20 protein-coding genes are annotated in these 20531 nt (G+C 53.3%); 12 read left to right on the forward strand and 8 right to left on the reverse strand.

Annotated features, from left to right (window positions below):
• Positions 1-407: ISAs1 family transposase (locus BLW10_RS10405; protein WP_143117051.1), on the reverse strand; the 407-nt coding region annotated here is incomplete at its 3' end.
• A 168-nt stretch (positions 408-575) separates the two neighbouring features.
• On the opposite strand from BLW10_RS10405, the gene efp reads away from it, so the two are divergent.
• From efp to BLW10_RS10425, 4 genes are read left to right on the forward strand one after another with little or no spacing between them, the layout of a single operon-like run.
• Complete coding sequence (efp, locus tag BLW10_RS10410; protein ID WP_091334517.1) at positions 576-1145, forward strand: elongation factor P; 570 nt, start codon at positions 576-578, stop codon at positions 1143-1145.
• Positions 1145-2137, forward strand: coding sequence for an EF-P lysine aminoacylase EpmA (gene epmA, locus BLW10_RS10415; protein ID WP_091334519.1), 993 nt, complete (start codon positions 1145-1147; stop codon positions 2135-2137). The genes efp and epmA overlap by 1 nt, the downstream gene beginning before the upstream one ends.
• Positions 2138-2157: 20 nt before the next feature.
• A complete protein-coding gene (locus BLW10_RS10420) occupies positions 2158-3780 on the forward strand; it encodes a response regulator (protein ID WP_091334553.1) in 1623 nt (540 codons plus the stop codon).
• Between the two features lie 46 nt (positions 3781-3826).
• Positions 3827-6562 carry an ATP-binding protein gene (locus BLW10_RS10425; RefSeq protein ID WP_091334520.1) on the forward strand — a complete coding sequence of 912 codons (2736 nt, stop codon included), beginning with the start codon at positions 3827-3829 and terminating at the stop codon, positions 6560-6562.
• A gap of 104 nt (positions 6563-6666) precedes the next feature.
• Here BLW10_RS10425 and phoU read toward each other — a convergent pair whose 3' ends face one another.
• A complete protein-coding gene (phoU, locus tag BLW10_RS10430; RefSeq protein WP_091334555.1) occupies positions 6667-7329 on the reverse strand; it encodes a phosphate signaling complex protein PhoU in 663 nt (220 codons plus the stop codon).
• A 140-nt stretch (positions 7330-7469) separates the two neighbouring features.
• On the opposite strand from phoU, the gene BLW10_RS10435 reads away from it, so the two are divergent.
• Positions 7470-8099, forward strand: a complete 630-nt coding sequence (locus tag BLW10_RS10435; protein ID WP_091334522.1) for a L,D-transpeptidase — start codon at positions 7470-7472, stop codon at positions 8097-8099.
• A gap of 36 nt (positions 8100-8135) precedes the next feature.
• On the opposite strand, the gene BLW10_RS10440 is transcribed toward BLW10_RS10435, so the two are convergent.
• Positions 8136-8675, reverse strand: a complete 540-nt coding sequence (locus BLW10_RS10440; RefSeq protein ID WP_091334523.1) for a glycine cleavage system transcriptional repressor — start codon at positions 8673-8675, stop codon at positions 8136-8138.
• A gap of 122 nt (positions 8676-8797) precedes the next feature.
• Between BLW10_RS10440 and BLW10_RS10445 the strand changes: the two genes are divergently transcribed.
• Positions 8798-9409 (forward strand): hypothetical protein, encoded by a 612-nt coding sequence (locus BLW10_RS10445; protein ID WP_091334557.1) that lies wholly within the window; start codon positions 8798-8800, stop codon positions 9407-9409.
• 103 nt (positions 9410-9512) lie between these two features.
• Here the strand turns inward: BLW10_RS10445 and BLW10_RS10450 are convergent, their stop codons facing one another.
• On the reverse strand, positions 9513-9719 hold the full coding sequence (locus BLW10_RS10450) for a YgaP family membrane protein (protein ID WP_091334559.1): 207 nt from the start codon (positions 9717-9719) through the stop codon (positions 9513-9515).
• 214 nt (positions 9720-9933) lie between these two features.
• Positions 9934-10419 (reverse strand): cyclic nucleotide-binding domain-containing protein, encoded by a 486-nt coding sequence (locus BLW10_RS10455; RefSeq protein ID WP_091334525.1) that lies wholly within the window; start codon positions 10417-10419, stop codon positions 9934-9936.
• A gap of 273 nt (positions 10420-10692) precedes the next feature.
• Between BLW10_RS10455 and rpsF the strand changes: the two genes are divergently transcribed.
• The 5 genes from rpsF to dnaB all read left to right on the forward strand — a co-directional run bounded on the left by rpsF (position 10693) and on the right by dnaB (position 15799).
• Positions 10693-11085: a 30S ribosomal protein S6 gene (rpsF, locus tag BLW10_RS10460; RefSeq protein WP_091334527.1), complete on the forward strand. Its 393-nt coding sequence runs from the start codon at positions 10693-10695 to the stop codon at positions 11083-11085.
• 33 nt (positions 11086-11118) lie between these two features.
• Entirely contained in the window at positions 11119-11343 is a 225-nt protein-coding gene (rpsR, locus tag BLW10_RS10465) for a 30S ribosomal protein S18 (RefSeq protein ID WP_091334528.1), read from the forward strand.
• Positions 11344-11393: 50 nt separating this feature from the next.
• The gene (locus BLW10_RS10470; protein WP_091334530.1) at positions 11394-12305 is read left to right on the forward strand and encodes a hypothetical protein; all 912 of its coding nucleotides are present in this window, start codon (positions 11394-11396) and stop codon (positions 12303-12305) included.
• A gap of 44 nt (positions 12306-12349) precedes the next feature.
• A complete protein-coding gene (gene rplI, locus BLW10_RS10475) occupies positions 12350-12799 on the forward strand; it encodes a 50S ribosomal protein L9 (protein ID WP_091334531.1) in 450 nt (149 codons plus the stop codon).
• A 114-nt stretch (positions 12800-12913) separates the two neighbouring features.
• A complete protein-coding gene (dnaB, locus tag BLW10_RS10480; RefSeq protein WP_342707526.1) occupies positions 12914-15799 on the forward strand; it encodes a replicative DNA helicase in 2886 nt (961 codons plus the stop codon).
• An 83-nt stretch (positions 15800-15882) separates the two neighbouring features.
• On the opposite strand, the gene hemP is transcribed toward dnaB, so the two are convergent.
• Positions 15883-16071 (reverse strand): hemin uptake protein HemP, encoded by a 189-nt coding sequence (hemP, locus tag BLW10_RS10485; RefSeq protein WP_091334533.1) that lies wholly within the window; start codon positions 16069-16071, stop codon positions 15883-15885.
• 215 nt (positions 16072-16286) lie between these two features.
• On the opposite strand from hemP, the gene ubiG reads away from it, so the two are divergent.
• Positions 16287-17039: a bifunctional 2-polyprenyl-6-hydroxyphenol methylase/3-demethylubiquinol 3-O-methyltransferase UbiG gene (gene ubiG, locus BLW10_RS10490; protein ID WP_091334534.1), complete on the forward strand. Its 753-nt coding sequence runs from the start codon at positions 16287-16289 to the stop codon at positions 17037-17039.
• A 21-nt stretch (positions 17040-17060) separates the two neighbouring features.
• On the opposite strand, the gene BLW10_RS10495 is transcribed toward ubiG, so the two are convergent.
• Together BLW10_RS10495 and BLW10_RS10500 are read right to left on the reverse strand one after the other, a co-directional pair.
• Entirely contained in the window at positions 17061-18158 is a 1098-nt protein-coding gene (locus BLW10_RS10495) for an EAL domain-containing protein (protein ID WP_091334536.1), read from the reverse strand.
• Positions 18159-18392: 234 nt separating this feature from the next.
• A complete protein-coding gene (locus BLW10_RS10500) occupies positions 18393-20429 on the reverse strand; it encodes a sodium-translocating pyrophosphatase (RefSeq protein ID WP_091334537.1) in 2037 nt (678 codons plus the stop codon).
• Positions 20430-20531 lie beyond the last annotated feature (102 nt).

The following is a 20531-nucleotide window of genomic DNA, read 5'->3' on the forward strand; positions in this document are numbered from 1 at the left end:
CGGCTCGCGAAGGCGCTGATGAGGTGCACGCCCGGCGTTGCCCCATCGCGACTGCCACGCAACGTCTTGCCGTCCACACACACCTGCTCACCGGACAACCCAGCCAAGGCCGCCGTCGCCCAGGCCTGGAACGCCTCGGCAAAGGTGTCAGGGTTGAGTCGACCGATCACATCGCTCAAGGTATCGTGCGAGGGAATTCCGTTGGCAAGCGTCAGAAAGGTGCGCAACCACGCTTCCTTCTCCTTGCCAAAGGTTTCCATGCCCACCCAGTCCTCGATGCCACTGAGGACGGCACACAGCACAATCATCAGAATGTCGTGCAGGGAGTGCAACTTGTTACGCGTTTCGCGACGTGGATCGGCAAGATCAGCAAAGTACGGACGGGGATCTAACAATTTCGGCGACATCGGCGGCTCAGGCGTCGAGACAAAAGGTACTTGGCTACCTGCTCAACCGATGATTGTCAATACTCTGATAGCGCGATCGCCCTGCCGCAATTATAACCAATCGTTACAACCCCCCACCCTTCGCGGTACCATTGTGCGGTTTTGTTTCACCGACACTTTGAGGATGACATGGCGTTTTATAGCACCAACGAATTTAAGGGCGGACTGAAGATCATGCTGGACGGCGATCCCTATAGCATCGTCGAAAACGAGTTTGTCAAGCCCGGCAAAGGGCAAGCGTTTAATCGTGTACGTATCCGCAATCTCAAGACCGGGCGCGTGATCGAAAAAACCTTCAAATCCGGCGATACCGTCGAAGCCGCCGATGTCCACGATACGGACATGCAATACCTCTACAACGACGGCGAAGAATGGCACTTCATGCACCAAGAGAGCTTTGAACAGATGACCGCCAGCGCCGCTAACGTCGGCGAAGCGGCCAAATGGATCAAAGAAAACGATATCTGCAAAGTCACACTCTGGAACGGTGCGCCGCTGTCGGTCGAGCCGCCGAATTTCGTCGTCCTGCGCATCACTGAAACCGACCCCGGCGTGCGCGGTGACACCTCCGGCGGCGGCGGCAAACCGGCCACGCTCGAAACCGGAGCCGTGGTGCGCGTGCCACTATTCGTGCAAACCGACGAACTCATCAAAGTCGATACCCGCACCGGCGAATACGTCTCCCGCGCCAAAGACTGATGCACACCCCGTCCGGCCAGGCTTGGCGACCGACGGCAGATCGCGCCGCACTTCAAGCGCGGGCAACGCTGTACGCCACGATTCGTGCGTTTTTCAGCGCCGCTGGCGTGTTGGAAGTCGAAACCCCCCTGCTCTCGCGGGCGGCAGTCACCGATCCGGCATTGGACAGTTTGAAGACGCAGCTGGCGCTTGCCGGCTTCGCTGCCGAGCGTCCGCTCTATCTGCACACCTCACCCGAATTTGCCATGAAACGGCTGTTAGCGGCGGGCAGCGGGCCGATCTATCAGATTTGCAAGGTGTTCCGCGACGGCGAGCGTGGGCGGCGGCATCATCCCGAATTCAGTTTATTGGAATGGTATCGCCCCGGCTGGAACACGGAACGCTTGATGGACGAGGTGGCGGCGCTGGTCAAGCTCGCGCTCGATCAGCCAGCATTGCCGGTCGCGTGCGTCACCTATCGTGCGCTATTTCAAACCCAGCTTGACCTCGATCCCTGGCAAGCCGATCTCGAAACACTCCGCGCTACAGCACGCCGCGTTGGACTCAGCGGCGTCGCGGAACTCGATTTAGACCGCGACGGCTGGCTCGATCTGCTCTTAACGCACTGTTTAGAACCCACGCTCGGACGCGACTGTTTAACTTTCGTGTGCGACTATCCGCCCAGTCAAGCCGCGTTAGCGCGTGTCAAGTACAGCGATGCCGTGTTAGTCGCCGAACGGTTCGAGCTGTATTACCAGGGTCTCGAACTCGCCAATGGCTTTGCGGAATTGTCTGACGCCGAGGAACAACGCGCACGTTTTGAAGCCGATTTAGCCCAACGCCGCGCCTGCGGTCAGCCTGAACCGCCGCTTGATGAAGCCCTGCTGGCGGCACTCGCACACGGTTTGCCTGAGTGCGCCGGAGTCGCGTTGGGACTCGACCGCCTGTTGATGCTGGCGCTGGGCGTCACCGACATCGCGGCGGTGCTGAGTTTTAGCATCGAGTGCGCCTAGCTGGATTGGGCAAACACAACATGACCGAACGCCTGCCTAAACTACTGATCGTGGATGATGAAGACAGCATCCGCGCTGTGGTGCGTGCGCGATTTGGCGAACAATTTGCCATCACCGAAGCCGCTGACGGCACGGATGCGCTGGTTGCGTTGGAAGCTGACCCCGAAATTGAGCTGGTCTTACTCGATGTCATGATGCCCGGATTAGATGGCTTCGAGGTTTTAGAAATTCTCAAAGCCAATCCACAATTAGCCACCTGTCGCGTCATGATGCTCAGTGCGCGTGCTGATGTTGATAGCAAAGTGCGGGCGTTAGCGGCTGGTGCCGTCGATTTTATCAATAAACCCTTTGATCCGTTTGAATTATCAGCACGTTTACAAACACAAGTTCGATTAGCACGCACTGAAGCTGCTTTAGCACGCGCACGTTATGAAGCGGAAGCCGCGAATCGTGCAAAAAGTGAATTTTTGGCTAATATGAGCCATGAAATTCGCACGCCATTGAATGCCATTATTGGGATCGGCGAATTATTAGCAAAAACGCAACTGGATGCCGTTCAGCAGGAATATGTTCAGATTATCGCCACCAGTAGCACGGCGATGTTGAGTTTAATTGAAGGCATTCTCGATTATTCTAAAATCGAAGCGGGAAAATTAGAACTCGATACAGCGCGTTTTGAGCCAGCAGTCTGTATTCATGAAGCACTGGGTTTAATTCAACTCAAAGCGCGTGAAAAAGGCTTAACGATTGCTGTCAACCTCGCACCAACCGCACCGCGTTATGCGCTCGGAGACAGTCATCGCTTTCGTCAAATTGTTATCAATTTGCTCGTCAATGCAGTGAAATTCACCGAACACGGACGCATCAGCGTGCAATTACATGCAACGGCGCTCACACCAGATGAAATTGAACAACAGCAACTCAGCATTCATACCAATGAACCCTGGTATCGTTGGCGGCTGACAGTTGAAGACACTGGAATTGGGATTCCGCCGGATCGTCAAGCGCATATTTTCGCTAAATTTAGTCAAGTCGATACCTCAACCACGCGCCGCTATGGTGGCACTGGATTAGGATTAGCAATTTGCCAACAACTCGCCCGTTTGCAGGGCGGTGATATGACCGTTGAAAGTAGCGGAATTATTGGGCAGGGCAGTCGATTTCATTGCACGTTAATTCTGCGTGCCGCAATCGCTGCTCAGGCTCCCGTCGATCAAATTGACACAGCCGATCCCCGCGCCGCAATTCCGCTTGCTGATTTACGCATTTTGATTGCTGAAGATAATCCCGGTAATTTATTGTTAATGCGTAAATTGCTGAAATCGATTGGTACGCAAGCGGATTTTGCCAACAATGGCCTAGAAGCAGTCGAAGCCGTCTGCCGCAATGATTATGATGTCATTTTAATGGATGTGCAGATGCCAGAATTAGATGGCATTGAAGCCACGCGCCAAATTCGCTCGCTCCAACCCGATCATCAGCGATTGCAAATTATCGCGCTAACTGCGAATGCAACGGAAGCAGATCGTCATGCCTGTTTTGAAGCCGGTATGAATGGTTTTATAACCAAACCGATTCGGCTGCAACATCTAACCAATGTGCTGACCGAATGCGCTCAAGAATGCTGGTTGCATCGTTCCTAATTTAGGATTGGGAACGGTCGAGATCGCACCGCCGAGTTTTCATCTTATGAAAATCAGTATTACAACTAAGCTGCTGCTGGTTTTAATTCTTACTGCGTTTGTGCCGCTGCTAATTCTTGGTTGGTTCGGCTATCAAAGCACCGTGAGCATCCGCGAAATTGCCTCACAAGCAAATCGCGATGTCGCGCAATTAGCCATGTCGGATAGCAGCGCCGCATTAGCAGCAGAACTCAAAACCCGTTTGTTACATCTCACCGAGCGTCATGCTGGTGATATTGACGACATTCTAGTTAAAGTGCAGGGTGATGCGATCAAGCTGGCTGATTTTGGCCGGTATTTATTTAATCACAGCGACACTTTAAAACGCTATGCGTTTCCCAGTATTTATGAGCCAGCACCTGAACATCATAGTTTCGGCAGTCGTCAGCCGAATGAAAATTCGTGGTTAGCAGTATTTGGTAATGCCGTTGATGCTAACGGTAAGATTAGCCGTAAAACGCTGGCTGATATTCATTTGACTGAATATATGGATATTCTGTTTCGCAGTGTTGCAGCGACTAATCCCTATGCGGTGCAAACCTATATCAATACCGCCAGTCAGTTATCACGCGGAATGCCATTCGTAAATGGCGAATTTGAATGGGTTGATGGCACCAAACAATTTGCTGATTTGCCGGATGTTACAGCCTTTGATTTCTATTATCTCGCCGATGCTGCACATAATCCAGAACGCAAACCAAAATGGACAGAACTCTATTGGGATCCGGCTGGATTAGGCTGGATGGTGTCAAGCATTGCGCCGGTTTATCAAGGCGATACGCTGAAAGCAGTGGTTGGCATTGATATTACACTCGAACGCATTGTGACAGGGATTTTGAATCTGCAAATCGAACAAAGCGGTTTCGCATTTTTAATGTCAGATCGCGGTCAGGCGATTGCTTTTCCAGAACGGTCTGGAGAATTTCTCGAATTTCGTGGCAGCTTTCAGGGTGAGTTTAAAGAGAATCAAGCTTTTAAGCATTCACTCACCGAAATTCGTGATCCAGCATTTCACGCAATTATTGAGCACATGCAGCAGGGTGAGTCGAATTTAACCACCTATACTGACCCAAAAGATGGGCGTGAGTATTTTTTTGCCTATCATGCTATTCCGGTAACAGGTTGGAGTGTTGGCATTGTAGTGCCGGTGCAAGAAGTCATTGCGCCCGCGCTGGCAATTAGCGACAAGATCGAACAGCGTCGTGCTCAGACCGATGCAACATTGAATGCGCAAGCCGATACATTGGTACAAACATTTCTCTGGTTGCTGTTTGGAATTATGGTCGCGCTGATTATTGTGGCGCTGATTTTTGCACGCAGTATTTCTAAGCCAATTCAAGCCCTTGCTGAAGGATCGCGCCGAGTTGGTGCCGGTGAATTGGGACATCGTATTCAAGTCAGTTCAGGTGATGAAATTGAAGATTTGGCCTTGACCTTTAATCAAATGGCAACTGATCTTCAGACTAAGATTGACGAGATTGAAACCGCGAACCAAGAATTACAGCAGCTTGACCAATTGAAATCGAAGTTTATTTCAATGGCATCGCATGAATTGCGCACGCCACTGATTGCGATTCAAGGTTATGTTGATTTAATCCGCGAAGGGCGCGGCGGTGAGATTTCCGCTGCTCAACGCACGATGCTGGATACGGTTTCACGCAATGCGACACGTTTAGCGCGTATTGTCAGTGAATTACTGGATATTTCGCGTATCGAAGAAAATAAACTGGTGTTAGAACGGGTGCCAGTGGCGCTCGGTGAGATTGTGCGTGAAATTGCTGAGGAACAGCAGCCGTATTTAGACAGTCGTAGACATCGTTTGACTTTGGAATTAGCTGAGGCACTGCCGTTAGTCGATGGTGATCCGGATCGCATATCGCATATTGTGATTAATTTGCTCGGCAATGCGATTAAATATACGCCAGATGGCGGGCAAATTCGCTTGCGCGTTTATGCTGAACCGGAATCGGTACATTTAGAGGTGACAGATACTGGTATCGGGATTAAAGCGGAAGATCTGGGTAAATTATTTAAACGCTTTTCAACACTCGGCGATGTGACGAAGCATCGTACTGGTAAAAATGAATTTTTAGCGGGTGGCACCGGGCTGGGATTATCGATTGTGCAGGGAATTGTGCAGGCGCACGATGGTAAAATCTGGGTCGAAAGTGAATACGGTCAGGGTAGTACCTTCCATGTGCAGCTTCCATTAGCGTCCGGTGCTGTGGTTGCTGTGCAGCCTGCGAAAACGCAGCGCACGGAGGGCATTGATGCGGAGGTTTCACCAGCTTTCAAAGTAATTCACTTTGAACAATCAACAGCGGTACAAATTGAAACAGCACCTGAGGTGCCGCTCTCGATTTTAGTCGTTGATGATGAGCCGGATGTGATTACCTTTACCCGCGATCTGCTGGAAGATCGTTATCGCGTATTTAGTGCGCAGACCAGTGCATTAGCCATTAAAGAAGCAATTGGCTGCCGCCCGCATTTGGTCTTATTGGATGCGTGGATGCCGGGGATTTCTGGGTATGATGTCTGTCGTGCGTTGAAGCGTAATAGTCACACTTGCGATATGCCGGTGATTATTTTTACCGCAGCGACGCAAAAAATTGATGAAGAACGCGCCCGCGAATCAGGTGCAGATGGCTTTGTCACCAAGCCATTTCGACGTGAGCAGATTATTGAGTTAATTGAGAGTTTCCGAACTTCAGCGGCTAGTACAACGCATTCGGTATCGGATTAAGATAATTGGATAATTGCGACAGGATTAACAGGATTTTTCAGGATGAACCGGAATAAGCGTTTTTATCGTCACAAAGCTCTAGCTTTGTGACGGAATAAGCAACATTAACCGTTGAGTTCTGGGGTTTCGCCGGTTTCGATATAGATAATACGTTCGGCGATATTGGTCGCTCGGTCGGCGACGCGCTCATAATGATGCGCAATCCAGAGTAATTGCATTCCGAATAGCGATGAGGCGGCATGTTGATCGCAGAGCCAGACAATCACATCGCGGACAGCGGCGGCTTCTAAGGCATCGACTTCATCTTCGCGGGCGACGGCAGCACGGGCTTGATCGGCTCCACCATTTTCAGCATATACGGCCATCACGCGGGTGAACATGGCTAATGCGATGTCGCCCATTAAACCGATGCGTTTGAGTGGTTCGTTGGGTAATGGTAGATCCGGGGTTTTGAGTAAAATGCGTGCGACATCAGCGGCATGATCGGCGATGCGTTCTAATTCGGCAATCATTTCGAGTGATGCGCCGATGACGCGCAAATCGCGTCCGGCTGGTTGATGCGCGGCAAGCACAACCAGTGCCTGTTGTTCTAAAAAACGTCGTTCATGATTGATTAACGCATCTTCTGCCACAATTTTTTGTGCTAATACGGTGTCTTGATTGCGCAGGGCTTCTAAAGAGCGTTGTAAACTAGCGGCTACTTGATTGCTTAAAGTGAATAAGCCGGTGCGCAGGGCTTCGCGTTTTTTTTCGATTAAAAGTTGCATGGCTTTCATCTCACTTAAACCGCTTTTGAACGCTTAAATGCTAAAGGCGTGAGTATAACGAGCGGATTTGACAATTCAGTGACGATAGAGCGCGTGATAATAGCGTGGCGTGTGAGGCGTGCCGCAGAGGGCCGAAAACGATGCGTAAACAAGTTAGCGCACTTCTATGCTGTCTGATAGCACTGTTGCTCGGCGCTTGTGCGCAGACGCCCGATACCGCGACCGTCGCGGCTGAATTGCAGGACATCGCGTGGTGGCAGCAAAACGCGCAGGCGACGCCGCCATCAGATACCAGCGGCGCGGGATTTTTGGCGTTGCCGTTGCCATCTGCCGCTGTTCCCGCGCCTGAATCTGCGCCGGTCGCGGAATCTGTGCCCGCGCCTGAACCGCAACCCACGCCGATAATCGAGCCGACTGCGCCGCGTTCGCTGACGATTGCGCTGGGGGCGCAAACTTTTGTGTATCAGGAAGCGGCGGAGGTGGTGCGCACCGGCGCGATCTCATCCGGCAAACCGGATCACACAACGCCAACCGGACACTTTCGCGTCCTGAGTAAGGATCGGGATAAGGTGTCGTCGCGTTACACGAATCAACTGGGAATGCAGGCGTGGATGCCGTATGCGATCCAATTTAACGGCCATTATTTCTTGCACGAAGGCTGGCTCCCCGGCTACCCGGACTCACATGGTTGTGTCCGGGTGGGGGAACAGGATGCGCGGTTTTTGTTCGAGCGGCTGAAAATCGGCGATCCGGTGGCGGTGGTGCCTTAGGCGGCGCGGATCGGGCGGGATCGGCGTAGGTGGCCGTTAGCCTTTGAGCGGTTCGAGCACGGCATCAAGATTGAGCGCGTCGCAATAGTCCATAAATTCTTCACGCAGTCCGGCGATGTGCATATCTGACGGAATACCGACAGTCATGTGTACGGCAAACATGGGCGCACCGGTATGCGCGGCGGCATAGGTGCTAGTAGCCAGATCTTCGATATTGATGTCGCGTTCGGCAAAAAAGCCAGCAAGGGTGTTAACAATGCCCGGATGATCGAGCGAGACCACATCAATGGCATAGGGCAGCAGATTGCGTCCGGTCGCCCGCTCGCCGGTGCGCTTGCAGAGAATCGTCAGACCAAGCTGACGCTCCAGTTCCGGCAGTGCATTTTCGATCTTAGCGAGGGTGTTCCACTTGCCTTCGACCAGTAGCATGGCCGCAAACTCGCCGCCAAGCACCGTCATGCGGCTGTCTTCAATGTTGCAGCCCTGCTCTAGGATGACCTTAGAGAGCTGGTTGACGATGCCTGGGTGGTCTTCACCCAGCGCCGAGATCACGAGGTAGGTCTTCTGCCTGGTCATATCCGTGCCGGTTAGTCGGGGATTGAGAAAAGTGGATCGGGTCGAGCGTCGGCAAGTCTAGCATGGTGCGACAATTGACCCTATCCAGGGACGTAATGAACACGACACCGGAGACACCGACTGTGATACTCACGCTCATCATCGACGACCAACGCCACTCGATCACCGTCCCCGACACGCTGCTGACTGAGGCGCGTAGTTATTTCGATCAGATCGATCAGGATCTCGACGGCGGCTGGCAAATGGGCCGCGATTGGATCGCGTCACCGAACAGGCTACAACGCTGTCAGATCGTCGCCGACCGACTGTTGACAGCGATTGAAACCGAAAACCGCAAGCTCGGCACGCTCATGGCGGCCTATCTATTGCAGCGCCTGCCCGGACTGGAAACGGTCGAGCCGGATATTCAAGGCGAGCCGCACCACACACGGTTTGAGATCGGTCGTCCACCAGCGGCAGCGCCTATCAGCGCACCGTCCCCCGCGCCGCCCGCGACCAGCAAGCCGCTGAGTAAACTCGATGCGCTGGCGCAAGCCGGACGTGATGTGACACAGGTGTTCAAAGTTGGGCGCGGGTATCGCTTTTCTGTGTTCGATGCCGAGACCCATACTTGGCTCGATGCCCCGCTTGCTCCGACGGAAGCGGATGCAGCGCGTTTGCGCCAAGCGGCATTCAAAGCACGCTATGAAGCATTATTAAGCGGTCACGCGGGCGAGCAAGAACGCGGATCTTAAAGATGGGAGATGAGTGGTAGCGGCGTGATCAGCGAGCGGGGATGCGCCATCCCTAGCGCACAGCACAGAGCCGTCAGCCAAGCGGCGACGGCTGCTGACTGGTTTAGTCCTTTTTAGTCGTATCGATCTTAAACAGCGTGTAAGCCGGGCAGAAGCTGATAAAACCGGTGGCCAGCACAATCAGGCCGATGATGTCGAGCACGACATTGCCGGTCATCAGACCAGCGAGGATCAGCACGCCAGCGGCGGCTAAACGAATATTGCGATCCATCGCGCCGACGTTCTTGGGCAGATTCTGCAGCAGACTCATGCGGGTAGTGCTCCTATTGAGGGATTGAGCGAATGATTCAAATTCGGGGAACGATCCGGACACCGAACCAAGCGGGCCGAACTGCGGGCGATTATAGTCGCCTTCGCGCTGGGGCGGGATGACGATCCGCACGCCGCCGACAGCTAAACGCAGTTAAAACGCTTCGACACGCCATCCAGCGCGAATGTTCAATGGTGTAGACGGATAGGTTTATTTAATAGAGCGCGTGCGAGCTGCTCACATATTTGGTCAGCTCAACATGCTGGGCATTCATCCGCCGCAAAATATCCTGACTGACCTTGACGATATTCTGCATCACCCGATACACAAGCCAGGGATGGGTTGCTAACAGCGACTCAAACGCCTCGCGCTCAAAACTACACACCTGCGTGCGTCCCAACGACCGGATCGTTGCCGTATGCGGCTGACCGCTGATAAACCCCATCTCACCGGCCAGATCGCCGGTGCGTAGCACATGAATCGTCGTGTACTCGCCCTTCCCCAGATCGCGGGTCACCGCCAGCGCCCCCTCGGTGATGACATGCAAACTGTTGTCGCTATTGCCTTCTTGAATCAAGATTTCCTGATCGCTCAGCCGCCGACAATAGGCAATTGCATTCAACGCCTGCACCTCGGTATCGCTGAGATTGGCGCTCAGACTCGACCGACGCAGTGACTCAAAATCTTGCTCAGTACTCATTGTGTTATGTCCTCCGCTAGTGTAATTGAGATGCAAACGGAAAGTGGCGAATGGCTGGCGGCTGAAAGCTGATCGCTGGAAGCTCACCGCTGCAAACCAGTTTGATCGAGCCTAGCGTTCACGGCAAGCCAGAGGCGTGAGGCCCGTGTAACCGCCTAATCGCTATTTTGACATCGCCCGCCTTTCCAGTATGATGCGCGATTCCCCAAAATTTGGGGTCTCCTTGCCTCACCGCGTCCAGCGGGAGGCTGTCGAAATCCGTAAGGAGCCGCTATGCGACATTACGAAGTGGTTTTTCTGGTGCATCCGAGCCAGAGCGAGCAAGTGCCCGGAATGATTGAACGCTACCGCAGTGGATTAGAAAAGCGCAATGGCGTTGTGCATCGCTGCGAAGATTGGGGCCGACGTCCGCTCGCCTATCCGATCAACAAAGTTCACAAAGCGCACTATGTGCTGATGAACATTGAGTGCGATCAAGAGTCCATCGACGAACTGGCTAACGCCTTCCGGTTTAATGATGTTGTGCTGCGCAACCTGATTATTCAGCGCGATACCGCCGTCACCGAACCCTCACCGCTGGCCAAAGGCAGCGACGAGCGCGAGCGTCATGACAGCGCCGAGCACGACGCTGATAGCGCCGACGACACCGACAACAGCGACGATTGAGCCGCGCACCGCGCTGAGTTTTAGGAGAACATCATGTCACGCTTTTTCCGCCGCAAACGCTACTGCCGGTTTACCGCTGAAGGCATCGCTGAGATCGATTACAAGGATCTCAACCTGCTCAAAGCCTACGTCAGCGAGTCCGGTAAGATCGTCCCGAGCCGCATCACCGGCACCTCGGCGAAGTATCAACGCCAGCTTGCGCAGGCCATCAAACGCGCCCGCTATTTGGCGCTGCTGCCCTACACCGACGGCCACTGAGCGCCGCTTCGCCCGCCTGCCGCCCGAACTCACACAGGAGTCCCATCGGCGTGAAGCCGCTTGCGAACTTCATCATGCGTGGCTATTCCCCAGCGACCCTTGTCACGACGGTCGCGGGGCTGCTGTCTTGGCTGATGCCCTTGATCGGAATTATCAGCTCGGCAGCGGTCGGGCTGGTCACGCTGCGGCAAGGAATGCGTGCCGGTGCGGTGCTGTTGGGAACGGCGACGCTGGCCAGTGGGCTGATTGCGTGGCTCGGTTTAGGCAGCGCGTGGATCGGTCTCGGGATGCTGCTGGCACTGTGGCTGCCGATCTGGGGGCTATCGGCCATTCTGCGCACCACTCGCTCGTTGAATCTGACGGCACAACTGGCGGCGCTCGGTGGCGTGGTCATCGTGCTGAGTGTGCATCTGCTGGTCGGCGATCCGGCGCTGTATTGGCGTGAACTCATTGAGCCGCTGCGTCAAGCGTTGCTTGCTGATGGGCTAGTCGATGCCGAGACCAGTCAGGCGCTGTTTACGCGGTTGGCGCAGTGGATGACCGGAGCCGTCGCCGCCGCGCTGGTGCTGCAATATCTTGTAAGCCTGTTATTAGCGCGGGCGTGGCAAGCACAGTTATATAACCCCGGTGGTTTTGGAGCTGAGTTCAAGGCGCTGTCAGTCGGAACGCCGGTCGGCGTGCTCTTTGTGCTCTGCTTGGCGTGGGGTTTGAGCGCACCCGGACTGGGACTGGATCTGGTACCGGTGCTGGGGCTGTTGCTGCTACTACACGGATTGGCCGTCGTCCATCGCTTGCACGAACTGCGCCGGGCGCATCTGGGCTGGCTGATCGCACTCTATGTGTTGCTGGTTTTATTTATGCCGCAAATGGGGCTGTTGCTCATCAGTCTCGGGCTGATTGACCTGTGGGCGAACATCCGCGCTCGGGTTGCGCAACAGGTTTCGGGCACCGGAAAATCGTAACGCTCCGGTGGCGGCGATCAAAATTTGTCGAGAGGAATACGCTTGTGGAAGTCATCCTGCTAAAAAACGTCACCAAGCTGGGCGTGCTCGGGGATAAGATCAAGGTGCGTTCCGGCTATGGTCGGAACTATCTAATTCCGAGCGGCTTCGCCGTATCGGCGACGGCTGAGAATCTGGAAGCTTTTGAAGCACGCCGCGCTGAATTAGAGCGTGCGGCTGCTGAAGCACTGGCCGCTGCGGAAGCCCGCAAGGCTCAATTTGCAGGCCTGAGCCTGACGATTGCCCGCAAAGCCGGTGATGAAGGTCGGCTGTTCGGTTCCGTTGGTGCCGCTGACATCGCCGAGGCCGCCCGCGAAGCCGGTTTAGAACTGAGCAAGTCCGAAGTGCGCCTGTCCGAAGGGCCGTTCCGCCTCACGGGTGAGTACACAGTCGCATTGCATCTGCATGCTGACATCGACGCACAGGTCAAAATCGACATCGTGCCCGGCAACTAAAGCCGCGTTCACGGCTCATGTTGGGCGTTGCGGGCCGCTGGTGCCGCACGCCGTCTGGTAGACGCGCCTTCGGGCGCGTTTTGTTTTGATACAAATGCCGCTTGGTCTGGTGCCATGTTCGAGTCAGAAACCGCTGGGCCGTCCGGCATGGCCGTCGGCTTCGACGAACTACGTGTCCCGCCCTATAACCTCAACGCCGAGCAATCTTTGCTAGGCGGTTTATTGCTTAATAATAGCGCCTGGGATCGCATTGCCGATCTTGTCACGGCTGAGGATCTCTATCGGCGTGAACATCGTTTAATTTTCAAAGCCATTACCAAACTGGCGAGCGAAGATCAGCCATTTGATGTCGTCACATTAGCGGAAACGCTCGAACGCACCAATACACTTGATGCGGTCGGTGGCTTATCGTATTTAGGCACGCTCACCAGTCAAACGCCGAGCGCGGCGAATATTCAAGCCTACGCGCAGATTGTGCGTCAAACCTCAGTGCGGCGGCAGATGATTGCCGTTGGCACCGCCATTGCCGATAGCGCCTATCATCCAGATGGTCGCACCGCATCGGATTTGCTCAATGAAGCCGAACAGCGCGTATTTGCGATCACGGAACAGGAAGCGCGTGGCGGCGGTGGTTTCCAACCGATTAAAACTCTATTAAATCAAGCGGTCGAACGCATTGAAACGCTGTATGAGCGTGAAGAGCCAATTACTGGTTTAGCAACCGGCTTTATTGATTTCGATACCCTGACCTCGGGTTTACAACCGTCGGATTTAATTATCGTCGCTGGGCGGCCGTCAATGGGCAAATGCGTTGCGGCTGATACAGAAATTTTGCTAGACGATGGCCGTGTCACCACGATTGAAACTCTCGTCCATACGCGTCAGGGGCAGGTATTGACGCTCGGTGATGATTGGCAATTCACTTGGATACAGCCAAGCGCATTTGTCGATGATGGTTATAAACCCGTTTTTCGTGTCACAACACGTTTAGGTCGTCAAATCGACACCACCGCTCCGCATCCGTATTTAACGCCAACGGGTTGGCGTCCGCTATCTGAATTACAGGTTGGCGAAGCGATTGCCGTCCCACGTTGTTTGCCGATTTTTGGTCGTGATGCGATGCGCGACTGTGAAGTCAAATTACTTGGTTATTTGATTGGTGATGGCAGTTTAACCGGAACACGACCATTATTGACTAATGGCAATCCACGGATTCAAGCAGATTTTAGTGCAGCGGTTACAGCCTTTGGTGGATTGCGTGCAACAGTTAAAAATGTTCCAAATCGTACTGCAAGTGTTGTTGTAGCATCCGACCCATCGCATATTGCCAAGCAACGTTTCAAATTCGCTGCAACATTGCGCTCTGCATGTGATCATTTCGGATTATCACAACGCGCTCTAGCATTAGCGATTGGAGCAAGTCCGGCGAGCGTTTGTAATTGGTTCTACGGACGAACTATGCCAAATGCCGATATGTTTGCAGCACTTGAATCAATCTTTGGTCATATGCTGCAATCTTCCATACCAGACGGACGAGACAATGCGGCAAAACATGCGCGAAATGCACTCACTCGCTGGTTAAAAACGCTTGATCTGTGGGGACATACTGCGCATACCAAGTTTATACCTGAACCAGTATTTCGTCTGCCTAAATCGCAATTAGCGCTTTTTCTTAATCGACTTTTTGCAACTGATGGTTGGGCAACTGTTTTAACCAGCGGTCAACCGCAAATTGGTTATGCTACAGTCAGTGACGCTTTAAGTCGGCAAATACAGCATTTGCTGTTACGCTTTGGAATTATTGTTAAGCGTCGTTACCGATGCGTTAAATATAAAGAAAAAGATCATTTTGTCTGGCAGCTAGATATTACAGATAGCGCATCGATGGAGTTATTTGCAAGTGAAATTGGTATTTTTGGAAAAGAATCTGCGATAAATCGAGTTTTAGCCGCAATTCAAGGACGTAAACGACAGACAAATTGCGACTTAATTCCGCATGTTCTCTGGGAGCGTATTGCCCAACTCAAGGGCAATGAATCTTGGTCACATCTCGCTCAGCGTGCTGGATTTAAGGGAACAAGCAATATTCATGTTGGACGACGCGCTTTGTCACGAACGCGATTAGCGGCATTAGCAGAAGCGTTAGCAGATCGTGATTTAAAGAATTTAGCTAAAAGCGAGATATATTGGGATCAAATTGTCGCTATCGAAGCTATCGGCGAGCGGCATGTTTATGATCTGACTATTCCCGAAACACATAATTTTGTCGCTAATGATATTTGTGTGCATAACACAACCTTTGCGATGAATATTGCTGAAAATGTCGCATTACAATCAAAACGTCCGGTTGCTGTATTCAGCATGGAAATGCCAGGCGATTCATTAGCGATGCGCATGATGTCCTCACTCGGGCGCATCGATCAGCATCGCGTGCGAACCGGAAAACTCGATGACAGCGAATGGCCGCGCCTGACTTCCGCACTGAATTTATTATCTAACACTGAAATTTTTATTGATGACACACCGGCGCTATCACCAACAGAAGTGCGAGCACGGGCGCGTCGGCTCAAACGCGAACAAGGCGATTTAGGGTTAATCGTGCTTGATTATCTTCAACTGATGCAAGCACCGGGCGTTGGTGAAAATCGTGCAACGGAAATTTCTGCTATTTCACGCGCATTGAAAAGTTTAGCGAAAGAATTGCATGTTCCAGTTATTGCATTGTCACAGCTTAATCGTAGTTTAGAACAACGCCCAAATAAACGGCCGGTGATGTCGGATCTTCGTGAATCAGGTGCGATTGAACAGGACGCAGACCTCATTGTATTTATTTACCGCGATGAGGTATATAATAAAGAAAGTAGTGATAAAGGCATTGCCGAAATTATTATCGGCAAACAGCGTAACGGCCCGATCGGAACGATAAAACTCACCTTCCTCGGTCAATACACTAAATTTGAAAACTATACCAGCGGCTATCATGGTGAAGATCAATATTAGTACGCTGCGCAATCAATGAACCGCTGGCATAGTGACTGAATCAGCTGATACACGCATGACCAGCGGTTATATACCAGACGCACTTACTTGGTGAGGATCAATTTATTATTGCGCGTCATACGCAAATAATAACTGTGTCCGCCGTGCTCAATCATCAGCAAATGACTGCCACCCATCAGCGTCTGACTATCAATGCGGCGCGGTTGATGAGTCGCCTGACGCACTAATCCAGCAGACTGGTCGCGACTTTCTGGAGCCTGTGTGACGGGCATGATTGGATTCCTCTAGCAGATCGTTGATTTTTAACACAAAATAGAGCTGTTCTTCGTCCAGCAGAACCCAGAAACAAGAACAGTTCTCATTAAATGTATAGCTGTCTGTGGCTGCTGTCAATCATCGTGTTGCGGCTTGTGCGCTACGCGATGCGCCACAATCTCATGCAAAAACCATGCGGCTAACAATCAATCTGTGACCGAGGAACCCAAGTATGACTACCGATCACCTCTCCGCGCCGAGCATTGATCCAGCAGAAGTGGCCTATTTTGAGCGCCTAGCGCATCGCTGGTGGGACACCGAGGGGCCGTTTTGGCCGCTGCATCGGCTTAATGCGTTTCGTGTTGATTACATCCGCGATCAGTTGTGTAGGGCACTGGAGCGCGATCCCGATATCACGTTGCCATTTGCTGGCCTGCGCGTGCTCGATATTGGCTGTGGAGGCGGCATTTTGAGCGAAGCGGTGACGCGACTCGGGGCGCAGGTGACTGGCATTGATATTACCGACAAAAATCTGCGGGTGGCGCGGATGCATGCGCAACAAAGCGAGCTGGATATTAATTATCGTTTGGCGAGCGTCGAGCAATTAGCTGAGGAAGGCGTGCAATTTGATGTTGTGCTCAATATGGAAGTGGTTGAGCATGTTGAGCATTTGCCAGATTTTCTTGCGCACTGTGCTCAATTAGTGCGTCCAAGTGGTTTAATGATTGTGTCTAGTATTAACCGCACCCCAGCCGCGTGGGTAATGGCGATTTGGGGCGCGGAATTGATTTTACGTTGGTTGCCACGCGGTACTCATCATTATCATAAGCTGGTGCGACCGACTGAGGTCGCAGCAGGCTTAGGTGATGCGTATCAACTGCGTCATATAACCGGCGTGCGCGTTAATCCATTTAATCGCGTATTTAGCTATACACGCTGGCTTGTTGTGAATTATATGCAGGTGTGGCAGCGGCGCGATGTTTAAAGCACATCGGCATGGCCGTGCTTAGAGCTTGATGTCTAAGTTAGTATTTGGCTTGCCAAACAAAAACCCTTGATACAGATCTACGCCAATCCCACGCAAGACTTCAGCCTCCGCTGCTGTTTCCACGCCCTCGGCTAATGATGTGATGCCCATATCATGCAGCAATTCTTGAAACAGTATGAGCATTCGGCGCTTGGCTTCCGGGGCGGTATCAATATCGCGCACTAATGCCATGTCGAATTTGACATAATCCGGCGGCACTTCGGTTAATTCGATCAGCCGCGCTTGACCTGCGCCAAAATCATCATAGGCAAGTTGAATATTTAATGACCGCAAATGATCGCGGATGCGGCGAATCACCGGGCCGCTGGTGACAGCGGCTTCATGGATTTCTAAAACTAAACGCAGATCAGGAAAATCACGTCGCATGTCTGTCATGCGAGCAAGTAATTGATCTGGCTGTTCGGCTTCACGCGGATGGATATTGAAAAAATAATAGCCATTGGGATCAAGGCGAGCCGCTAATTCCACCGCTCGCCGCCGTAATAAATCACTGAATGATACTTCCAGATCTAGGCTTTCAGCAATCTGGAACAGTGAATAAGGGGTAGTCGGCAAACCTGGAAAGGCTCCGCGTCCGAGCAATTCATACGCAACAATACGCTCTTGTTTGTCAAAAATAGGCTGAAATGCCGTGCCGACAGCATTGGCAAGTAGCATCTGTTGGAATTGTCGTGCGCCTTGCGGCAATTTTTCCGGCAAGGTGTTAATGCCAATTTGCGTTTGATTGGAATCGATTTCTGGTTCTTGCGCGACGGCAACTAAACGAAATTCTTGATCGGCGAAATGCAAAATATCGCCGTTATGCACCACAATTTCACCTGTGAGGCGCTGGCGATTGACATAGGTACCATTGGTTGAACCCAAATCACACAGCGTCAAACCCTCATCGCTGGCAATACGAAATTCGGCATGATTGCGTGACACACCCGAAGTATCGAGTCGCAGCGGCAGTCCTTCCTGACGGCCAATCCGAAACGGAAAATCCGTGAGCCGAATCCGGCGCATGAGTTTGGTATCGCCGAGATAGCCTTCGAGAAACCAAGCTGTGTTGGCCACGTGTATTCCCCTCGTGCGGCGTAATAATGATGAAGTGTAGGACGGCGTGACTGATTCGCGCGGAGCGTGATCTGCTGCCAGTTGGCTAACTTGGAATTGTAGAACTGTTGGTCGGTCAACGTCGATTCGGTTGCTTTCAGCTTCCAGCTATCGGCGAATCACAGTCCGTCATCATAAAAAAGGCGCAACATCCGGTTGCGCCTTGTGTGTGACCAATGACGGATTAACGGTCGATCACAGCAGCGGCACTAGCAGCAGTGCCACAATGTTGATGATCTTAATCAGCGGATTGATCGCCGGGCCAGCGGTGTCTTTGTAGGGATCGCCAATGGTGTCGCCAGTCACGGCCGCTTTGTGCGTCTCCGATCCCTTACCGCCGTAGTGACCTTCTTCGACATATTTTTTGGCGTTATCCCAAGCACCGCCGCCGGTACACATCGAAATCGCCACAAACAAGCCGGTGACGATGGTGCCGATCAACAGACCGCCGAGCGCACGAATCCCCGCGCCGTCGCCCATTAGGATATTCATGCCGAATGCGACCGCGACCGGTACCAAAATCGGTAGCAGTGAGGGTACGACCATTTCTTTGATCGCCGCTTTGGTCAACAGATCGACCGCACGCGAATAATCGGGCTTGGCAGTGCCGTCCATGATGCCGGCAATCTCGCGGAACTGACGGCGCACTTCCATCACCACCGATCCCGCCGCCCGCCCGACGGCTTCCATCGCCATCGCGCCAAACAGATAGGGCACGAGACCGCCGATAAATAAGCCGATGATGACCGCCGGATCGGAGAGGCTAAATTGCTGCAATTTGCCGGCAACTTCGAGGTTATGGGTGTAATCGGCGAATAGCACCAGCGCGGCCAAACCCGCCGAGCCAATCGCATAGCCTTTGGTGACGGCTTTGGTGGTGTTGCCAACGGCATCGAGCGCGTCGGTGGTTTTGCGCACATCTTCGGGCAGACCGGACATTTCGGCGATGCCGCCAGCGTTGTCGGTAATCGGGCCGTAGGCGTCGAGCGCGACGATCATGCCCGCCATCGAGAGCATCGCGGTTGCGGCAATGGCGATGCCGTAGAGATCAGCGGTTATATACGCCGCCCAGATCGCAATACAGACGGCCAGCACCGGCAGGGCGGTGGATTTCATCGACACGGCGAGACCGGCGATCACGTTGGTGGCGTGTCCGGTCTGCGAGGCTTCAGCGACATATTGCACCGGGCGGTATTCGGTCGCGGTGTAATACTCGGTGATGAACATCAGTGCCGCCGTCAAGCCGAGACCGATCAGCGCACAGAATAGCAATGAGAAGAAGTGTTCGCCCATCATCAGGCCGGTGACAATGGCGAAGAAGATAAACGCCAGTCCGCCCGCGACGGCGGTGCCGCGATAGAGCGCATTCATAATCTTGCCGCCATCGCGGGTTTTGACGAAGAACGCGCCGACAATCGAGGCGATGATCGAAACCGCGCCCAGCGCCAGCGGATAGAGGACATAATCCATGTCGATGCTGCCGTCTGCGCCTTTGAACAGCAGTCCGCCCAGCACCATCGTGGCAATGATGGTCACAGCGTAGGTCTCAAACAGGTCAGCGGCCATGCCGGCGCAGTCGCCGACATTATCGCCGACGTTATCGGCGATCACCGCCGGGTTGCGTGGGTCATCTTCGGGAATCCCAGCTTCAACCTTGCCGACTAGATCCGCGCCGACATCCGCACCTTTGGTGAAGATACCGCCGCCGAGTCGCGCAAAAATTGAAATCAGCGAGCCGCCGAAGGCTAAACCGACCAGCGCGTGCAATGCGGTTTCATCTGCGCCCAGATACATGAAATATCCGGCCACGCCGATCAAACCGAGACCGACCACCAGCATTCCGGTGACGGCACCGCCGCGAAAGGCAATCGCCAGCGCCGCTTCTAAGCTCTGAGTTGCCGCCTGCGCGGTGCGCACATTGGCCCGCACCGAGACATTCATGCCGATATAACCGGCGAGTCCGGAGAGGATCGCGCCGACCGCAAAACCGCCGGCGGTCTCGATACCGAGGAACAGCCAGAGCAGCACGAATAATCCGGCACCAACCATGCCAATCGTCGCGTACTGCCGGTTGAGATAAGCCCGAGCACCGGTTTGCACGGCGGCGGCGATTTCCTGCATCCGCTCCGAACCGGCTGATTGGGCAATAATCCAGGCGACAACCGCGAGGCCGAAGGCAATCGCCAAGCCTCCCGAGCCGATAGCCAGCCAAAGAACGACTTCTGTTGACATACGTATTCCCCCGTGTACGGGTTATAGCGTTGGAGTAGGCCGATCACTGGTGGCGGCAATCGCAACGTCTGGAATAAGGCGACGGACGAATCGATGTGCCGC

The organism is Allochromatium warmingii (assembly GCF_900107145.1).
GTDB classification, from domain to species: Bacteria; Pseudomonadota; Gammaproteobacteria; order Chromatiales; family Chromatiaceae; genus Thermochromatium; species Thermochromatium warmingii.